Annotated in this window: 16 protein-coding genes; 12 read left to right on the top strand and 4 right to left on the bottom strand. The window is 69.5% G+C overall.

Features of this window, described 5'->3' with window-relative positions:
* The first annotated feature begins 14 nt into the window (after window positions 1-14).
* The 3 genes from ACWEOE_RS13375 (at window position 15) to ACWEOE_RS13365 (ending at window position 2,647) form a co-directional block, all read left to right on the top strand.
* Window positions 15-668 (top strand): ATP-dependent Clp protease proteolytic subunit, encoded by a 654-nt coding sequence (locus ACWEOE_RS13375; RefSeq protein ID WP_285973822.1) that lies wholly within the window; start codon window positions 15-17, stop codon window positions 666-668.
* Between the two features lie 219 nt (window positions 669-887).
* A complete protein-coding gene (clpX, locus tag ACWEOE_RS13370) occupies window positions 888-2,183 on the top strand; it encodes an ATP-dependent Clp protease ATP-binding subunit ClpX (protein ID WP_452007892.1) in 1,296 nt (431 codons plus the stop codon).
* A 56-nt stretch (window positions 2,184-2,239) separates the two neighbouring features.
* Complete coding sequence (locus tag ACWEOE_RS13365; protein WP_452007890.1) at window positions 2,240-2,647, top strand: hypothetical protein; 408 nt, start codon at window positions 2,240-2,242, stop codon at window positions 2,645-2,647.
* A gap of 103 nt (window positions 2,648-2,750) precedes the next feature.
* On the opposite strand, the gene ACWEOE_RS13360 is transcribed toward ACWEOE_RS13365, so the two are convergent.
* Window positions 2,751-3,650 (bottom strand): alpha/beta hydrolase, encoded by a 900-nt coding sequence (locus ACWEOE_RS13360; RefSeq protein WP_452007888.1) that lies wholly within the window; start codon window positions 3,648-3,650, stop codon window positions 2,751-2,753.
* Window positions 3,651-3,886: 236 nt separating this feature from the next.
* Between ACWEOE_RS13360 and ACWEOE_RS13355 the strand changes: the two genes are divergently transcribed.
* On the top strand, window positions 3,887-5,245 hold the full coding sequence (locus ACWEOE_RS13355) for a carotenoid oxygenase family protein (protein ID WP_452007886.1): 1,359 nt from the start codon (window positions 3,887-3,889) through the stop codon (window positions 5,243-5,245).
* Between the two features lie 10 nt (window positions 5,246-5,255).
* Here the strand turns inward: ACWEOE_RS13355 and fdhD are convergent, their stop codons facing one another.
* Entirely contained in the window at window positions 5,256-6,080 is an 825-nt protein-coding gene (gene fdhD / locus ACWEOE_RS13350; protein WP_452007884.1) for a formate dehydrogenase accessory sulfurtransferase FdhD, read from the bottom strand.
* A gap of 110 nt (window positions 6,081-6,190) precedes the next feature.
* Here fdhD and ACWEOE_RS13345 point away from each other — a divergent pair, with 110 nt between their 5' ends.
* From ACWEOE_RS13345 to ACWEOE_RS13310, 8 genes are all read left to right on the top strand, one after another.
* A complete protein-coding gene (locus ACWEOE_RS13345; protein WP_452007881.1) occupies window positions 6,191-7,543 on the top strand; it encodes an L-lactate MFS transporter in 1,353 nt (450 codons plus the stop codon).
* On the top strand, window positions 7,543-7,680 hold the full coding sequence (locus tag ACWEOE_RS13340) for an MFS transporter small subunit (RefSeq protein ID WP_452007879.1): 138 nt from the start codon (window positions 7,543-7,545) through the stop codon (window positions 7,678-7,680). Before ACWEOE_RS13345 ends, ACWEOE_RS13340 begins: the two co-directional genes overlap by 1 nt.
* Before the next feature lie 161 nt (window positions 7,681-7,841).
* Complete coding sequence (locus ACWEOE_RS13335; protein WP_452007877.1) at window positions 7,842-8,375, top strand: ArsR/SmtB family transcription factor; 534 nt, start codon at window positions 7,842-7,844, stop codon at window positions 8,373-8,375.
* Window positions 8,372-9,622 (top strand): MFS transporter, encoded by a 1,251-nt coding sequence (locus ACWEOE_RS13330; RefSeq protein WP_452007875.1) that lies wholly within the window; start codon window positions 8,372-8,374, stop codon window positions 9,620-9,622. The genes ACWEOE_RS13335 and ACWEOE_RS13330 overlap by 4 nt, the downstream gene beginning before the upstream one ends.
* Window positions 9,623-9,744: 122 nt before the next feature.
* Window positions 9,745-10,161 (top strand): VOC family protein, encoded by a 417-nt coding sequence (locus tag ACWEOE_RS13325; protein ID WP_452007873.1) that lies wholly within the window; start codon window positions 9,745-9,747, stop codon window positions 10,159-10,161.
* Window positions 10,158-10,901, top strand: a complete 744-nt coding sequence (locus ACWEOE_RS13320) for an SDR family NAD(P)-dependent oxidoreductase (RefSeq protein WP_452007871.1) — start codon at window positions 10,158-10,160, stop codon at window positions 10,899-10,901. The genes ACWEOE_RS13325 and ACWEOE_RS13320 overlap by 4 nt, the downstream gene beginning before the upstream one ends.
* 55 nt (window positions 10,902-10,956) lie before the next feature.
* Window positions 10,957-12,387: an LCP family protein gene (locus ACWEOE_RS13315; protein ID WP_452007869.1), complete on the top strand. Its 1,431-nt coding sequence runs from the start codon at window positions 10,957-10,959 to the stop codon at window positions 12,385-12,387.
* Between the two features lie 66 nt (window positions 12,388-12,453).
* On the top strand, window positions 12,454-12,852 hold the full coding sequence (locus ACWEOE_RS13310) for a VanZ family protein (RefSeq protein WP_452007867.1): 399 nt from the start codon (window positions 12,454-12,456) through the stop codon (window positions 12,850-12,852).
* A 15-nt stretch (window positions 12,853-12,867) separates the two neighbouring features.
* Here the strand turns inward: ACWEOE_RS13310 and ACWEOE_RS13305 are convergent, their stop codons facing one another.
* On the bottom strand, window positions 12,868-15,180 hold the full coding sequence (locus tag ACWEOE_RS13305) for an FdhF/YdeP family oxidoreductase (protein WP_452007865.1): 2,313 nt from the start codon (window positions 15,178-15,180) through the stop codon (window positions 12,868-12,870).
* Window positions 15,181-15,243: 63 nt separating this feature from the next.
* The gene (locus tag ACWEOE_RS13300; protein ID WP_452008218.1) at window positions 15,244-16,578 is read right to left on the bottom strand and encodes an MFS transporter; all 1,335 of its coding nucleotides are present in this window, start codon (window positions 16,576-16,578) and stop codon (window positions 15,244-15,246) included.
* Between the last annotated feature and the right edge of the window lie 71 nt (window positions 16,579-16,649).

Below are 16,649 nucleotides of genomic sequence, written 5' to 3'. Positions count from 1 at the left end.
ACAGGAGACCTCTCATGAGCAACTTCCGGCTCCCGGGTGACTTCCGGGCTCCGCAGACTCCGCAGTCGCGGTACATCCTGCCGTCCTACGTCGAGCGGACCAGCTACGGCGTGAAGGAGTCCAACCCGTACAACAAGCTGTACGAGGAGCGGACGATCTTCCTCGGCGTGCAGGTGGACGACGCGTCGGCCAACGACGTGATGGCCCAGCTGCTGCACCTCGAGCACGAGGACCCGGACCGCGACATCAGCATCTACATCAACTCCCCGGGTGGGTCGTTCACGTCGCTGATGGCGATCTACGACACCATGCAGTACATCCGCCCGGACATCTCCACGGTGTGCCTCGGCCAGGCCGCTTCGGCCGCCGCGGTGCTGCTGGCGGCCGGCACGCCGGGCAAGCGCATGGCGCTGCCCAACGCGCGGGTGCTGATCCACCAGCCCGCCACCGAGGGTACTTACGGGCAGGTTTCCGACCTGGAGATCCAGGCCAACGAGATCCAGCGCGTGCGGCGCCAGATGGAGGTCATCCTGGCGAAGCACACGAACAAGGAGCCCGACCAGATCCGGGCCGACATCGAGCGGGACAAGATCCTCACCGCCGACGAGGCCAAGGCATACGGGCTGATCGACGAGGTCCTTCCGTACCGGAAGGCGTCGGCCAACTGATCACCGGGCCGGTGCGTGTCGAATCGGCGACACGCACCGGCCCTCTGGTCTAGTGTCGAGCTCTGACGTGCCTTCGACGCCTCGGGTGTTCCCGCTCGCGGCGTCGGACGGGTACCGTCAGTGGCAGTGCGTGAAGCTCCGGGACGCCTCAGCTCAGACCGGAGCGGCAAGACAGTGTCAGGTGCGTACCACGCACCGGAGGGGACGAGGTCAACGGCCATGGCACGGATCGGTGACGGCGGCGACCTGCTGAAGTGTTCTTTCTGCGGGAAGAGCCAGAAGCAGGTGAAGAAGCTCATTGCCGGCCCCGGGGTCTACATCTGCGATGAGTGCATCGACCTCTGCAACGAGATCATCGAAGAGGAGCTGGCCGAAGCCGGCGAGGTGAAGCTCGACGAGCTCCCCAAGCCCGCGGACATCCGCGAGTTCCTCGAGCAGTACATCATCGGCCAGGACGACGCGAAGAAGACGCTCGCGGTCGCGGTGTACAACCACTACAAGCGCATCCAGGCCGACGACAAGGCCGGGCCCAAGGACTCGAAGGACGAACCGGTCGAGCTGGCGAAGTCCAACATCCTGATGCTGGGCCCGACCGGTACCGGCAAGACCTACCTGGCCCAGACGCTCGCGAAGCTGCTGAACGTGCCGTTCGCCATCGCGGACGCCACGGCGCTCACCGAGGCCGGCTACGTGGGTGAGGACGTCGAGAACATCCTCCTCAAGCTGATCCAGGCCGCCGACTACGACGTGAAGCGCGCCGAGACGGGCATCATCTACATCGACGAGGTCGACAAGATCGCCCGCAAGTCGGAGAACCCGTCGATCACGCGCGACGTGTCGGGCGAGGGCGTGCAGCAGGCCCTGCTGAAGATCCTCGAGGGCACCACGGCATCGGTGCCGCCGCAGGGCGGGCGCAAGCACCCGCACCAGGAGTTCATCCAGATCGACACCACCAACGTGCTGTTCATCGTGGCCGGTGCGTTCGCGGGGCTCGAGAAGATCATCAACGAGCGCGTCGGCAAGCGCGGCCTCGGTTTCGGCGCGGAGATCCGCACCAAGGCCGAGATCGAGGGCAGCGACGTCTTCTCCGAGACGATGCCCGAGGACCTGATCAAGTTCGGTCTGATCCCGGAGTTCATCGGCCGCCTCCCGGTGGTCGCCACGGTGAACCACCTGGACAAGGACTCGCTGGTCTCGATCCTCACGCAGCCGCGCAACGCCCTGGTGAAGCAGTACAAGAAGCTCTTCGAGATGGACAACGTCGAGCTCGAGTTCACCAAGACGGCGCTGGAAGCCATCGCCGACCAGGCGATGCTGCGCGGCACGGGCGCCCGCGGCCTCCGCGCGATCATGGAGGAAGTCCTCCAGCCGGTGATGTACGACATCCCGAGCCGCGACGACGTGGCCAAGGTCGTGATCACTGAACAGACCGTGCGGGAGAACGTGAACCCCACGATCGTCGCGCGCCAGCCCTCCCGGCGGGCCCGCAGCGAGCGTGGTGAGAAGTCGGCCTGAGCCGTTTGCGGGAGTCCGCTGCCCGGCGGTTCGCGGCACGCGCGATAATGGACAGGATGACAACCGTGCCGCTGACCGCAGCTCCCGGGGACAACGCCGCCGCCGTGGCGGACTCCGCCGAGCGGACCCCCGCCCCCGACGGCCCCCTCACGCCGTCGGTCGGCATCGTCGAACTGAGCGAACGGGTCGTCGCGTCCATCCTGACGCGCTTCCCGTGGCTCTACCGCGCCGGCACCGTCCTCCTGGCGGTCTTCGCGGTGTTCTGCCTCGCGGGAGTGGCCACGCGCCTGTCGCCGCTGCCGCTGATCCCGCTGCCGCTGTTCGCGCTCGCCTGGTACTTCCTGCGCTTCCTCCGCGCCGCGGACACCCGCCGGCTGCAGCTGAGGTGGGCCCTGCTGACGGCGCTGTCGACGATGGTGGGGTTCTGGCTGATCTCGGTGGTGGCTCGGTGGGTTTCTTCCTGAGCTGAGGTTGAACCGGGTTGATCGTGCTGATGATCGTCGCCCGGCACTGACGTGAGAGCACCGCAGTCGCAGGGGCACGGACGAGCCGGTGCTATGAGCGGGCTCAGACGCTGCGGTGCACGTGCTTCCCGACGAAACTCACCATGCTCGGGATCACCGAGTGGAAGAACGTGTCACTGTGGATGCCCTTCGCCGTGTAGCCCACGGCCGGGTGCGTGGCGGCGATGTAGCGGCGGACGCCCGTGATGAAGGCGTCCTCGGTGCCGCACCACAGCGCCGTGGGGATGCCGCGCAGGGCGGAGAGGTGGCGCAGCGGGTCGAGGGACGTCCAGTCGGCCTGGCCCGTGAAGATGTGGCGCTTGGCCATTTCCGGCCAGCTGGCGATCAGCGCGGGTGAGATCGCCGCGACGGCGTCGGGTGGCTGCCTGCGCTCGGCGCGGCGCCGGCCGTAGACCATCGCGCCGAAGCCGCCCATCGACACGCCCGCGCAGGCGAACGGCAGGCCGTGCGCGCCGCCGAGACCGCGCGCGGCGAGCCAGCGCGGGACCTCTTCGAGCAGCATCGCCATCGGGTCGTCGCCGGGGTGGACTTCGTGCCAGTAGTTGTCCCCGCCGTCGACCGCGACGTAGCCGTGCGCGGGCACGGCTTTGCGGGCCACGTCCGCCGCGAGCTGCTTCAGCAGGCCGCTCGGGGCGGCCGTGCGCGCGGTGCCGTGGAGGCCGTGGAGCATCAGCGACATCGGCAGGCCTCTGGCCGGCTTCTTGGTCGGCAGGAAGAAGACCAGGTCCACGTCCCGGCCCCGCGCCGCCGAAGGGACCCGCTCCACGCGCAGCACCCCGGCAGGCCCGGTCGGCACCGCGGGAGAAACCGTGGTCACGCCCAGCACCCGCAGCGCCTCGCCGACCGGCGCCCCGCCCGACGCGGCCGCCACCGCCACCCCGGCCGCCCCGACGCCGGCCACCCCGGCGGCGAGCAGGGTGCGGCGGGTGACCTGGCCGGTCATGCGGCCGCCCGGTGCCGCGGGGTGGTGGGAACGACGGACATCGCGCTGACCCATCCGTGCACACCCGCCTCCGTCCTCGACACAACCCCACCCACCGCGCCACCGGAGGGTTGCCTCGGCCACCGATCATCGTCCTTCGGCGGCCGAAATGGTGCCAGTCGGTGAAAACCGTGCCCTTGCGAGCGTTTCGTAACCGTGTTATCAATGAATAACACTGTTATGAAAGGAGGCTGAACATGGCCAACCGGTTCTTCGAGGGCAACTACGCCCCCGTCGTCCAAGAGCACACCGTGACGCAGCTGGAGGTCACCGGGCACCTACCCGAGTACCTCGACGGCCGCTACCTGCGCAACGGCCCCAACCCGGTCGGGGCCGACCTGAACGCCATGCACTGGTTCCTCGGCGACGGCATGGTCCACGGCGTGCGGCTGCGCGGCGGACGCGCGGAGTGGTACCGCAACCGCTTCGTCCGGACGCCACGCATCGACAGTTTCCTGGGGCAGGGCAACGAGCAGCCCGGCGTGCTCATCGGCGCCAACACCAACGTGATCGGGCACGCGGGGCGCACGTTCGCGGTCATGGAGGGCGGCCTGCCGGTCTACGAGCTGACGGAGGAGCTCGAGACGATCTGCGCCTGCGATTTCGACGGCACGCTCCCCGGCGGCTACACCGGCCACCCGAAACGCGACCCGCGCACCGGTGAGCTGCACGCCGTGACGTACCAGTTCGGCCAGGGCAACCGCGTGCAGTACTCGGTGATCGGGACCGACGCCCGGGCGCGCCGGACCGTCGACGTCGAGGTGACCGGCGCGCCGATGATGCACGACTTTTCCCTCACTGAGCGGTTCGTGGTGTTCTACGACCTGCCTGTCACCTTCGCGCCGGACCAGAAGCCGGTCCACGTCGACGTGCCCGACCCTGTTACGGCGCACAACGACCGCGGGATGACCGCGATGCCGTACCGGTGGAACCCGGACTACCCGGCGCGCATCGGCGTGATGCCGCGGGCGGGTGGCAACGCCGACGTGCGCTGGTTCGAGGTCGAGCCGTGCTACGTCTTCCATCCGCTGAACGCCTACGACGACGGCGACCGGCTGGTGCTCGACGTCATCCGCCACGCGAGGGTGTTCGAAGGGCCCGAGCACCGGGGGCCACAGAGCGCTCCGACGCTCTACCGGTGGATCGTCGACCTCGGGTCCGGAAAGGTCGTGGAGCAACCGCTCGACGACCAGGGCCAGGAGTTCCCGAGGGTCGACGAGCGGCTGGTGGGCCTGCCGCACCGCTTCGGCTACGCGATCACCGCGGGGGACGTCGCGAAGACCACCGGCGACCTCTACAAACACGATCTGCTCAAAGGATCCACCCAGCGGCACGCGTTCGGTCCCGGCCGGCAGCCCGGTGAGTTCGTGTTCGTGCCGTCCCGTGTGGACGCTGCCGAGGACGACGGCGTGCTCATGGGTTTCGTCTTCGACGCCGCCACGCAGCGCAGCGAGCTGACGTTGCTGGACGCGGGAACGCTCGAAACCGTCGCCGCCGTGCACCTGCCCGACCGCGTGCCGCACGGGTTCCACGGCAACTGGGTGCCCGTCTCCTGAGCCGTACGGACTAGGTGAGCAGCCGCTGATCGCCGGTGTAGAGGTTCATGCTGTCGCCACGCAGGAAACCGATGAGTGTCATGCCGTTCTCCTCGGCCAGCTCGACGGCCAAAGAGGACGGAGCGGACACGGCGGCGAGCAAACCGATCCCGGCCATCGCCGCCTTCTGCACGAGCTCGAACGAGGCACGGCCGGAGACCAGCAGCCCGAGCCCGGGCGCCGGGATCCGGTCGTTCTGCAGGGCCCAGCCCAGCACCTTGTCCACGGCGTTGTGCCGGCCGACGTCCTCGCGCACCACTTCCAGTGCACCGTCCGCGGTGAACAGTGCGGCCGCGTGCAGCCCGCCGGTGGACTTGAACACCTTCTGCTGTTCCCGCAACGTATCCGGGAGCTTCACCAGCACGTCGGTTTTCACCTCGAACGGCGAAGCCGCGGGCGAAAAGCGGCTCTTGAGCTTCACGGCGTCGAGCGCGGCTTTTCCGCAGACGCCGCACGAGGACGTGGTGTAGAAGTTGCGCTCCACCCCGACATCGGGCGGTGCCACGCCGGGCGCGAGGGTCACGTCGAGCACGTTGTAGGTGTTGCGGCCCTGGTCGTCGACGCCATCGCAGTAGCGCGCCGCCGAAATGTCCTCACGGGAGCCGAGCACGCCCTCCGAAAGCAGGAAACCGTGTGCCAGCTCGACATCGTGACCCGGAGTGCGCATCGTCACAGCGAGTGCTTTCCCGCCGACGCGGATCTCCAGCGGCTCCTCGGCCGCCAGCGAGTCGGGGCGGCGACGTTCACCGGTCGCGGAAATCTTCCGGACCGGCCGCCGCACGGTCACCCTGCCCATCCGTCCACCTCTCCGCGCAGAAAAGACGATCTACGACACCCAGCCGATGCAACGTCGGAGAATAAGTAATACATTCCCAGCATCACCTCACAGTTCGGAGGAGTCTGACGATGGCCATCGGCTTCCTGGCCCGCTCACGTATAGTCGCACCGCCTGGCTGGACCCGTTGGCTGGTCCCTCCCGCAGCGCTTTCGATCCACCTCTCGATCGGTCAAGCCTACGCCTGGAGCGTGTTCAAGACCCCGCTCGAGAAGACCATGCACCTCTCGGGCACCGAGTCCGGGCTGCCGTTCCAGCTCGGCATCGTGATGCTCGGGCTCTCGGCCGCGTTCGGCGGCACGCTCGTGGAGAAGAACGGGCCGCGCTGGGCCATGTTCGTCGCCACGATCTGCTTCGGCACCGGCTTCCTCATCGCGGCTCTCGGTGTGGCCACGGGGCAGTTCTGGCTCGTGGTCGTCGGCTACGGCGGGATCGGCGGGATCGGGCTCGGCATCGGCTACATCTCCCCGGTGTCGACCTTGATCAAGTGGTTCCCCGACCGGCCGGGCATGGCCACGGGCATCGCCATCATGGGCTTCGGCGGCGGCGCGCTCATCGCGTCGCCGTGGTCCTCGGCGATGCTCGGCACCTCGCCGACCGTGAGTGACATAGCGGTGGCCTTCCTGATCCACGGTGTCGTGTACGCGGTGTTCATGACCATGGGTGTCCTGCTCGTGCGCGTGCCGGCCGACGGGTGGAAGCCCGCCGGCTGGGAGCCGAAGGTTCTGGAGACCAAGAAGCTCATCTCCACGCACAACGTCTCGGCCGCCAACGCGCTCAAGACGCCGCAGTTCTGGTGCCTCTGGATCGTGCTGTGCCTCAACGTGACCGCGGGCATCGGCATCCTGGAGAAGGCCGCGCCGATGATCACGGACTTCTTCAAGGGCACCTCGGCGCCCGTGAGCACCGCGGCCGCCGCCGGGTTCGTGGCGATGCTCTCGCTCACCAACATGCTCGGCCGCTTCGTCTGGTCGTCGGTTTCGGACCTCGTGGGCCGCAAGAACATCTACCGCTTCTACCTCGGCCTCGGCGCGGTGCTGTACCTCGTCATCGCGCTGACCACGAACTCGTCGAAGCTGCTGTTCGTGCTCTGCGCCATGCTGATCCTGTCCTTCTACGGCGGCGGCTTCTCGACGCTGCCCGCGTACCTCAAGGACCTCTTCGGCAACTACCAGGTCGGCGCGATCCACGGCCGGCTGCTCACCGCGTGGTCGGTGGCGGGTGTGCTCGGCCCCCTGATCGTCGACGGCATCGCCGACAGCGAGAAGTCCGCGGGCAAGAGTGGTCCGGACCTCTACGCGACGTCGTTCTACATCATGATCGGCCTGCTCGTGGTCGGCTTCATCGCCAACGAGTTCGTGCGCCCGGTCAAGGCGAAGTACCACGAAACCGTGGACCGCACCCAGGTGGGGAGTGAGGCGTGATGAGCGCACCGAACGTCGAAGGGCGCTCGGGCGGCCGCACCGTGCTGCTCGTGATCGCGTGGCTGTGGGTGCTGGTGCCGTTCGTTTACGGCGTGTACGAGCTGATCCTGAAGGTCATCGACCTGTTCGGCAGCTGAGTTGACGACCCGGGTTTCCCGGGTGAGGAGGCCGCGATCGCGGGCGCGTCGAGCGCCGGTGGTCGCGGCCTTTTCGCGTCTTTTGTCCACTTCGGACAGCAGGCTCGACCGCCCGGACAATTCGCTGGACAAATGGTCAAGAGTCGTTGACCATTGAGCTCATGACTGGGGAGAACTGGGTTCCGCCGGACGAGACCGTCCACGTGCGGACGAACGAACAACTGCGTGCCGTCAGCAATCTCGTGCGCCACCGCGTGCTGGCCGTCCTGCGGGACGGACCTGCGACGATCACGCAGATCGCCGCGCGGCTGGAGCTGGCGAAGGGGAGTTCGAGCTACCACGTGCGCGTGCTGGAGCGCGCCGGGCTCATCCGGGTGGTGCGCACGAACAAGGTGCGCGGGGTGATCGAGCGGTACTACGGGATGGTGGCGAAGACCGTCTCGCTGCCCGATCCCGCGCCGGGCCAGCGTGACGTGCTGATGCAGCACGCGATCGACGACCTGGCCACCGCGGCGGAGGACTCGCCGCGGCTGGTGCGGATGAGCCACCTGCGGCTCAGCGCGGCCCGCTTCGCGGAGTTCGAGCAGCGGCTGAGCGCGCTCGTGGACGAGATGCACGCGGCCCGTGAACCGGACGAACCGGCGGCTTCGGTGGCGGTGGCGTTCTTCCGGCCGCGTGAAGGAGCCGCGCGATGACCGAGACCACTTCGAAAGTTTCGAAAGTGCGGCTGCCACCGGCGTTCGCCCGGTTGTGGACCGCCGCGGCGGTGTCCGGGCTGGGGGATGGGGTCTACGCGGCGGCGCTGCCGTTGTTCGCGGTGGCGCTGAGCAGCGATCCGGTGGTGATCAGCCTGGTGGCGGTGGCGATGGTGCTGCCGCACCTGGTCGTGGGGCTGGTCGCGGGCGCGCTGGTGGACCGGTGGGACCGGCGGCGGACGATGTGGCTCGCCGACGCGTGGCAGGCGATCCTGCTCGGGCTCGCGGTGGTGGCCGGGGCGTTCGGCATGCTCGGGATTCCGGCGTTGCTGGTGCTGGCGTTCCTGCTGGGTGTGGGGCAACTGTTCTTCGACATCGCCGCGCAGGCCTACCTGCCGGACCTGCTGGGGCGCGACAAGACGTTGCTGCGGCGCGCCAACGGACTCATGCGCGGCGCCTCGACGGCGGCCGGCGACTTCGCGGGGCCACCGCTGGGGAGTTTGCTGTTCTCCTTCGCGCGGACGGTGCCGCTCCTGGCAGACGCGGTGTCGTTCGTGGCGAGCGCGGTGCTGATCCGCACGCTGCCGCCGACGCCGGTGCCCGAGCGGGCGCCCGGCAGCAGCGTCTGGGCGGACGCGCGCGAGGGCTTCGGCTACGTCGTGCGGGACAAGCTGTTGCTGGGGCTCGCGTTGCGGCCCGCGGTCGGCAACCTGGCGTTCGGCGCGGTGGGGGCCGTGCTGGTGCTGTTCGCGCGCGACACCCTGGGCCTCGACGCCGCGGGCTACGGCTTCCTGCTCGCCGCGGACGCCGCCGGCGGGCTGCTGGGCGCGATGGTCGTGTCGGGCCCGCTGGAAAAACTCCTGGGCACGGGCACGGCGCTCACGGTCACGGCGATCGTGGAAGGCGCGTCGATCCTCGTCTTCGGGCTCGCAGACAACCCGTGGCTCTCCGGCGCCATGTTCCTGCTCTGCGGCTGCGGCATGGCGACGACCATGGTGCTCGGCTGGTCCATCCGCCAGGCCATCGTTCCGGGGCGGCTGATGGGCCGGGTCGCCGCGGCGTCCCGGCTGGTCGCGATGGTGGCCGCCCCCGCCGGCGCCCTGCTCGGCGGCTGGCTCGCCTCGGTGGCGGGGCTGCGGGCACCGTACCTGGCCGCCGCGGGGGTGCTGCTGACGATGACGGTGGTGACGATGAGCATGACCAGCAACGCGAAGGTGAAGGCGGCGTTGTCCAAAGTGGAGGGTTAAAGATCCGCCGCGGATGAGAGTGGGCGGCGCGTGGCGTGTCAAGCTTTCCGGAGCCGGCCGTGAGTGTGGTCGGATGGGCAACGATCGGCACAGTAAGGTGAAGGGGACACGAAGGAGAACCCATGCGGCCCGCATTCCACCTCGCCATCCCGGTCGACGACCTCACCCGCGCCCGCGCGTTCTACGGCGGGGTGCTCGGGCTCGAGGAAGGCCGCTCGGCCGACGCGTGGGTGGACTGGGACTTCCGCGGTCACCAGGTCGTGACCCACGTGGTGCCCGGCGCCAGGGCCGAGGCCGGGCGCAACCCCGTCGACGGTCACGACGTGCCCGTGCCGCACTTCGGCCTGGTGCTCGACGTCGAAGCGTTCCACGAGCTGGCCGATCGTCTCAAGCAGGCGGGCACGGAGTTCGTGATCGAGCCGTACCGGCGGTTCGCGGGCGAGCCGGGGGAGCAGTGGACCATGTTCCTGCACGACCCGGCCGGCAACGCCCTGGAGTTCAAGGCGTTCCGCGACGAAGCGCAGCTGTTCGCGAAGTGAACGTCCTCGTCACCGGCGGCTCCCGCGGCATCGGCCGCGCGATCGCCCACGCCTTCGCCGCCGGGGGTGACCGGGTGGCCGTCCACTATGGATCCGATGCCGCCACGGCCGACGAGACGCTGGCCGCGCTGCCGGGCGAGGGTCACGTGAAGATCGGCGGCGACCTCGGTGATCCCGTTGCGGCGCAACGGATCGCGGACACGGCCGAGGAGCTGCTCGGTGGGGTCGACGTGCTCGTGAACAACGCGGCCGTCGGCACCACGCCCGAGACGTCCACCCCCGTCGCGACCGTCGACTACGCGCACTGGCAGGAGGTCTGGCGCCGCATGCTCGAGGTGAACCTGCTCGGGGTCGCCAACCTGTCCTTCCACGTCGCGCGCCACCTCATCGCGCGCGAAAAGCCGGGCCGCATCGTGAACGTCGGCTCGCGTGGCGCGTTCCGCGGCGAGCCCGAACACCCCGCGTACGGCGCGAGCAAGGCCGCGCTCCACGCGCTCGGCCAGTCGCTCGCGATCGAGCTGGCCCCGCACGGGATCTCGGTAACGTCGGTGGCGCCCGGCTTCACGGCGACCGAGCGCGTGGCGCACCGGATCACCGACGCCGTGCGGGAGCAGAGCCCGTTCGGCCGGGTGGCGGAACCGGAGGAGATCGCCGCCGCGGTCGTGTTCCTGGCTTCGGCGGAGGCGACCTGGGCCTCGGGCGCGATCCTCGATCTGAACGGCGCGTCGTACCTGCGCTGAGCTGTGAACTGGGTCACGCGTGCAGCAGAACCGGTGCCCCGGGCGTCGGTAGGGCGTGCGGATCGCAGGGAAAATCGTCGTCTCGGTGCTGGCGCTCGTGGTGTTCACCGGCACGGCCTACGGCTACTCCACGCTGAACTCGCTCGACGACGTCAAGCGCAGCAGCGTGATCGACGCCGACGACGAGCCGGCCCCGGGTGAGCAGCCGGCCGACGGCTCGCTCGACATCCTGCTGGTCGGCCGCGACTCGCGCTCGGACAACCAGGGCAACCCGCTGCCGGCCGACGTGCTGCGCGAGCTGCGCGCGGGTCCCAACGGCGACGACCTCACCGACACGCTCATCGTGCTGCGCATCCCCAACGGCACGCAGACGGTGAAGGCCTTCTCGATCCCGCGCGACTCGTACGTGACGCTGCCCGACGGCGACAAGGGCAAGATCAACGCCGCCTACGGCCACGGAAAGGCCGAGGAGGCCGCGAAACTGCACGCCGCGGGCGAGACCGACAAGAACGAGGTCGAGCAGGAGTCGCTCACCGCTGCCCGCCGCGCCACGCGGCAGGCGGTGGAGAACCTCACGGGCGTGAAGATCGACCACTTCGCGGAGGTGAACCTGCTGAGCTTCTACGACATCAGCAACGCCGTCGGCGGCGTCGAGGTCTGCCTCAACAACGCGACGTCGGACCGCAACTCGGGCGCGAACTTCCCGGCGGGGCCACAGAAGATCTCGGGCGCCGACGCGCTCGCCTTCGTCCGCCAGCGCGACGGCGTCAAGGGCACCGACTTCGGCCGCATGCGCCGGCAGCAGGTGTTCCTCGCTTCGCTGGCGCACCAGGTGCTTTCGGCCGGCACGCTCGCCAACCCCGGAAAGCTCGGGGCGCTCATCGACGCCGTGAAGAAGTCGGTGGTCCTCGACAATTCCTGGAACCTGCTCGACTTCATCGGGCAGCTGCGCGGCATTTCCGGCGGTGGCATCCAGTTCACGACCATCCCTGTCGTGAACCCCGACTACCGCTACAGCAAGGCGAATCCGCGGGCGACGGCGGTGCAGGTGGATCCCGCACAGGTCAAGGCGTTCGCGGCGGGCCTGATCGGTGCGCCGCCCGCCGCTGGGCCGAAGCAGGCCGGTTTCGTGGTCGACGTGTCCAACGCGGGCGGCACGAGCGGGCTCGCCCAGCGCGTCTCGGAGGTGGTGAAGGACAACGGTTTCACGCCCGGCACGACCGGTAACGCCACCGCGCGCCGCACCTCGCTGGTCCGGTACGGCGCCGCGCTGGCGACTCAGGGCGAGGCGGTGGCGAAGCTCCTGGGGGGCCTCGCCACCGCCGAGTCACCCGACGTCCCGGCCGGTCACATCGAGGTCACCCTCGGCCAGGTCTACTCCGGTCCGGGCGCCTCTTCCGGTGGCAACCCCACCGGCGGCGGCGCGGGTGCGGGTGGCTCGGGCGACACCCCGATCACCGGCGCGGGGAACAACTGCGTGGACTGACCGGCACCGGACCTGATCGGCGTGCCGGTGCGGTGGTGCCGCGGGCCGGGCTGGTTGACTGGACCGATGCGATCCTGGGCCCGCTGGCTGCTCGCCGCCGCCGTTCTGATGGTGCTCGCCATCACGCTCCGGCCTGGACACCTGAGCCCGCCGGAGAACGTCAACCTGGTCCCGTTCGCGGGGATCGCCGACGAGGCCCGCAACGCCAACGGCCGCCTCGGGCTCATCAACAACGCCGGCAACATCGCGTTGTTCGTGCCGCTGGGGTTCCTGGCGACCGTGGTCACGCGCCGGAAAGCCGCAGTGATCGCGGCGCTGGCGGGGTTCTCGGCAGTGATCGAGATCGTGCAGTACTTCGTGGGCCGCAGCGCCGACGTCGACGACCTGTTGCTGAACACCCTCGGCGCGGCACTCGGCGTGCTCCTCGCCGCCACAGCCCGGTCACGCCGGAAAGCCCCAGCGTGACCGGACGCGGAAGCGTCACGAGTGGTGGTGCGGCTCCAGCCGGATCACCACGGCCTTCGACACCGGCGTGTTCGACTTCTCCGCCACCGAATCGAGCGGCACCAGGGCGTTGGCCTCCGGGAAGTACGCCGCCGCGCAGCCGCGGGCCGTGGGGTAGGACACGGCGCGGAAGCGCGGGGCGCGGCGGTCGCCGTCGCGCCATTCGGAGACCAGGTCCACGATCTCGCCGTCGGCGATGCCCAGCTCGGCCAGGTCTTCGGGGTTCACGAAGACCACGCGACGGCCGTCCTCGATGCCGCGGTAGCGGTCGGACAGGCCGTAGATCGTGGTGTTGTACTGGTCGTGGCTGCGCATCGTCTGCAGCAGCAGCCGGCCCTCGGGCACCTCGGGGTACTCCAGCTCCGAGATGGTGAACGTGCCCTTGCCGGTGGCCGTGCCCGTGAACTGGCGGGAGTCGCGCGGCGGGTGGGGGAGCGTGAAGCCGTCGGGCTCGCGCACGCGGCGGTTGTAGTCCTGGCACCCCGGCACCACCGCGGCGATGCGGTCGCGGATCAGGTCGTAGTTCTGCTCGAAAGAGCGCCACGGCACGGCGTGGTCGCCACCCAGCAGTCGCTCGGCCAGTCGGCAGATGATGGCGACCTCGGAGATCAGGTGCTCCGAAGCCGGCTTCACCCGCCCGCGCGAGGCGTGTACCTGCGACATCGAGTCCTCGACGGTCACGAACTGCGGGCCCGACTCCTGCACGTCGCGCTCGGTGCGGCCCATCGTGGGCAGGATCAGCGCGGTGGTGCCGTGGACGACGTGCGAGCGGTTGAGCTTCGTCGACACGTGCACGGTGAGCGAGCACGAGCTCAGCGCCTTCTCGGTGGCTTCGGTGTCGGGCGTCGCGGAGGCGAAGTTGCCGCCCATCGCGATGAAGACCTTGCCCTGGCCGTCGCGCATGCCGCGGATCGCGTCGACGGTGTCCCAGCCGTGCTCGCGCGGCACGGTGATGCCGAACTCGCGGTCGAGCGCGTCCATGAACGGCTCGGGCATCTTCTCCCAGACGCCCATGGTGCGGTCGCCTTGCACGTTCGAGTGGCCACGGACGGGGCACAGGCCCGCGCCCGGCTTGCCGATCATGCCGCGCGCCAGCGCGAGGTTCGTGATCTCGGAGATCGTGGGCACCGCGTGCTTGTGCTGCGTCAGCCCCATGGCCCAGCAGTAGATCGTGCGCTCCGACGTGGCGATCATCCGCGCGATGTGCTCGATCTGCGCCCGCTGCAGGCCGGTGGCCTTCTCCGTCTCGGCCCAGTCGAGCTCCAGCAGGTTCTTCGCCCAGTCCTCGAAGCCGTAGGTCGACGAGTTCACGAAGTCCTGGTCGACGATCGTGCCCGGCGCCTCGTCCTCCCACTGCAGCAGCAGGTGGCCCACGGCCTGGAACAGCGCGAGGTCGCCGCCGAGGCGGATCTGCGCGAACTCGTCGGCCAGCGGCGTGCCCTCGCCGACGACACCACGCACGTTCTGCGGGTTCTTGAACCGCATCAGCCCGGCCTCGGGCAGCGGGTTCACGGCCACGACCTTGGCGCCCTTGCCCTTCGCCGTCTCCAGCGCCGAGAGCATGCGCGGGTGGTTCGTGCCCGGGTTCTGCCCGACGACCACGATCAGGTCGGCGTGGTGGATGTCCGCGAGCGAGACCGAGCCCTTGCCGATCCCGATGCCGGTGGACAGCGCCGAGCCCGACGACTCGTGGCACATGTTCGAGCAGTCCGGCAGGTTGTTCGTGCCGTAGGAGCGCACGAGCAGCTGGTAGAGGAACGCGGCCTCGTTGCTCGTGCGGCCCGAGGTGTAGAACACTGCCTCGTGCGGGCTCGCCAGCCCGCGCAGCTCACCCGCGACCAGGTCGAACGCGGCGTCCCACGAGATCGGCTCGTAGTGCGTGGCGCCCTCGCGCAGCACGAACGGCTCGGTGATCCGGCCCTGCTGGCCCAGCCAGTAGTCCGTCTTGTCCCGCAGGTCCTCGATCGGGTGCGCGGCGAAGAACCCGCGGTCCACGCGGCGGCGCGTGGCCTCTTCCGCGACGGCCTTGGCGCCGTTCTCGCAGAACTCCGCGAGCTTGCGCTTCTCGCCGTCGGCCTGCAGCGGCTCGGGCCACGCGCAGCCGGGGCAGTCGAAACCCTTGCGCTGGTTGAGCAGGCGCAGCGCCAGCGCGGTGCGCGTGACCCCCATCTGCTCCACGCCGCGGGTGAGCGACACCTTCACGCCGGTGACACCGGCCGCCCACTCCTTCGGCTTGCCCACCTTCAGGTCGGCTTCGTCCACGTCGTTCTTCGGCGCATTGCGGTGCATACCACCATCGTCCGCCTCGATGATCGACAGTCCAACACCGGGTAGTGCATTTCACGTCGACAATCAGGCCTGACGAGCCCGTTCCCGGTGTTCGGAAAGCTTCAGACCACGGTCGGCGACTGTCACGACCAGCAGGATGGCGCTGATCACCACGAGCACCGTGCCGAGCCGGTGCAGCCCGCCCGAGTCGGCGTGCACGCCGTCGCACTGGGCGATCACGGTCGAGGCCACGATGGCGCCGAGGTACTGCGCCGTGCGGAACAGGCCGCTCGCCGTGCCCATGGTCTCGGCGGGGGACTCCCGGTAGAGCGTGGTCTGGTTCGCCACGCTCGTGAGCCCCTGGGCCAAGCCGAACACGGCGACCAGCGCCAGCAGCCCGACCAGCCACGTCGAGTCGCCGACGAACAGCAGCGCCGCCGAACCGGCCAGCAGCGCCACCGCCACCACCACGAGCCGCGTGCGCACGCCGGTCGGCCGGCCCGAGAACGCGGCCGCGCACACGGCCACCACGGACATCGGCAGGAGCAGCACACCCGCGATCGAATCGCTGAAGCCGCGGCCCTCTTCGAGCCACTGGACGTAGCCGAACATGATGGCGTAGATCACCATGAAACTCAGGGCCTGACGCAAGTAGGTGCGCAGGATGGGAGTGTTGGCCGCGAGCATCCGCAGGTCGATGAACGGCACCCGGGTGTGCAGCTCCACCCAAACGAACGCCGCGCCGACGGCGATGGCCGCCACGAGCAGCCACAGGTCGCCGATGCCCGGCGCCATCAGGTAGCACAGCAGCACGAGCAGCGACAGCGAGAACAACGCGATGCCGAGCACGTCGATCGGCTTCGGTTTCGTGCCCTCGGAGCGCACCGGCGCGTCCTTCGGCACCCAGAAGATCGCCAGCAGCAGCGAGGCGCCCGCGAGCGGGATGTTCACCGCGAAGATGGCCGGCCAGCCGAAGAGCGTGATGAGCACACCGCCGAGCGTCGGGCCGATGACCATGATCGTCTGGGACGACAGCGAAAGCAGCGAGAGCGTGCGGGCGGGCACACCCTGGCCCAGCGTGTCGGCGCGCTTGCGCAGCACGGCCATCGCGGCGGGGAAGCCGGCACAGGTGCCGATGCCGAGCACCGCGCGCACGCCGGTGAGCCAGTCGACGGAGATCGGGATCATGCCGGCGACCCCGGCGACGATCACCACGGACGCGCCACCGAGCAGCACGCGGCGGGCGCCGTAGCGGTCCACGAGCAGGCCGACCACCGGCTGGCCGACGGCGGTGGCGAGGTACAGCGCGGAGATGAGCCAGGCCGTGCGGCCGGGCCCGGCGCCGAAGCTCTGCCCGATGGGCACGAGCGCGACGGCGATGAGCGTGGAGTTGATGGGGTTCAGCACCGCGCTCGCCACCAGGGGGGTGACGAGTTTGGCACCGAAACCGGCCGGTGCCTTTCGGGGTGTTGCGGTGGTTGTCACGGATC

The sequence above is a fragment of the Amycolatopsis sp. NPDC004368 genome (assembly GCF_053602515.1).
This window is presented reverse-complemented; position numbering and strand designations above follow the sequence as displayed.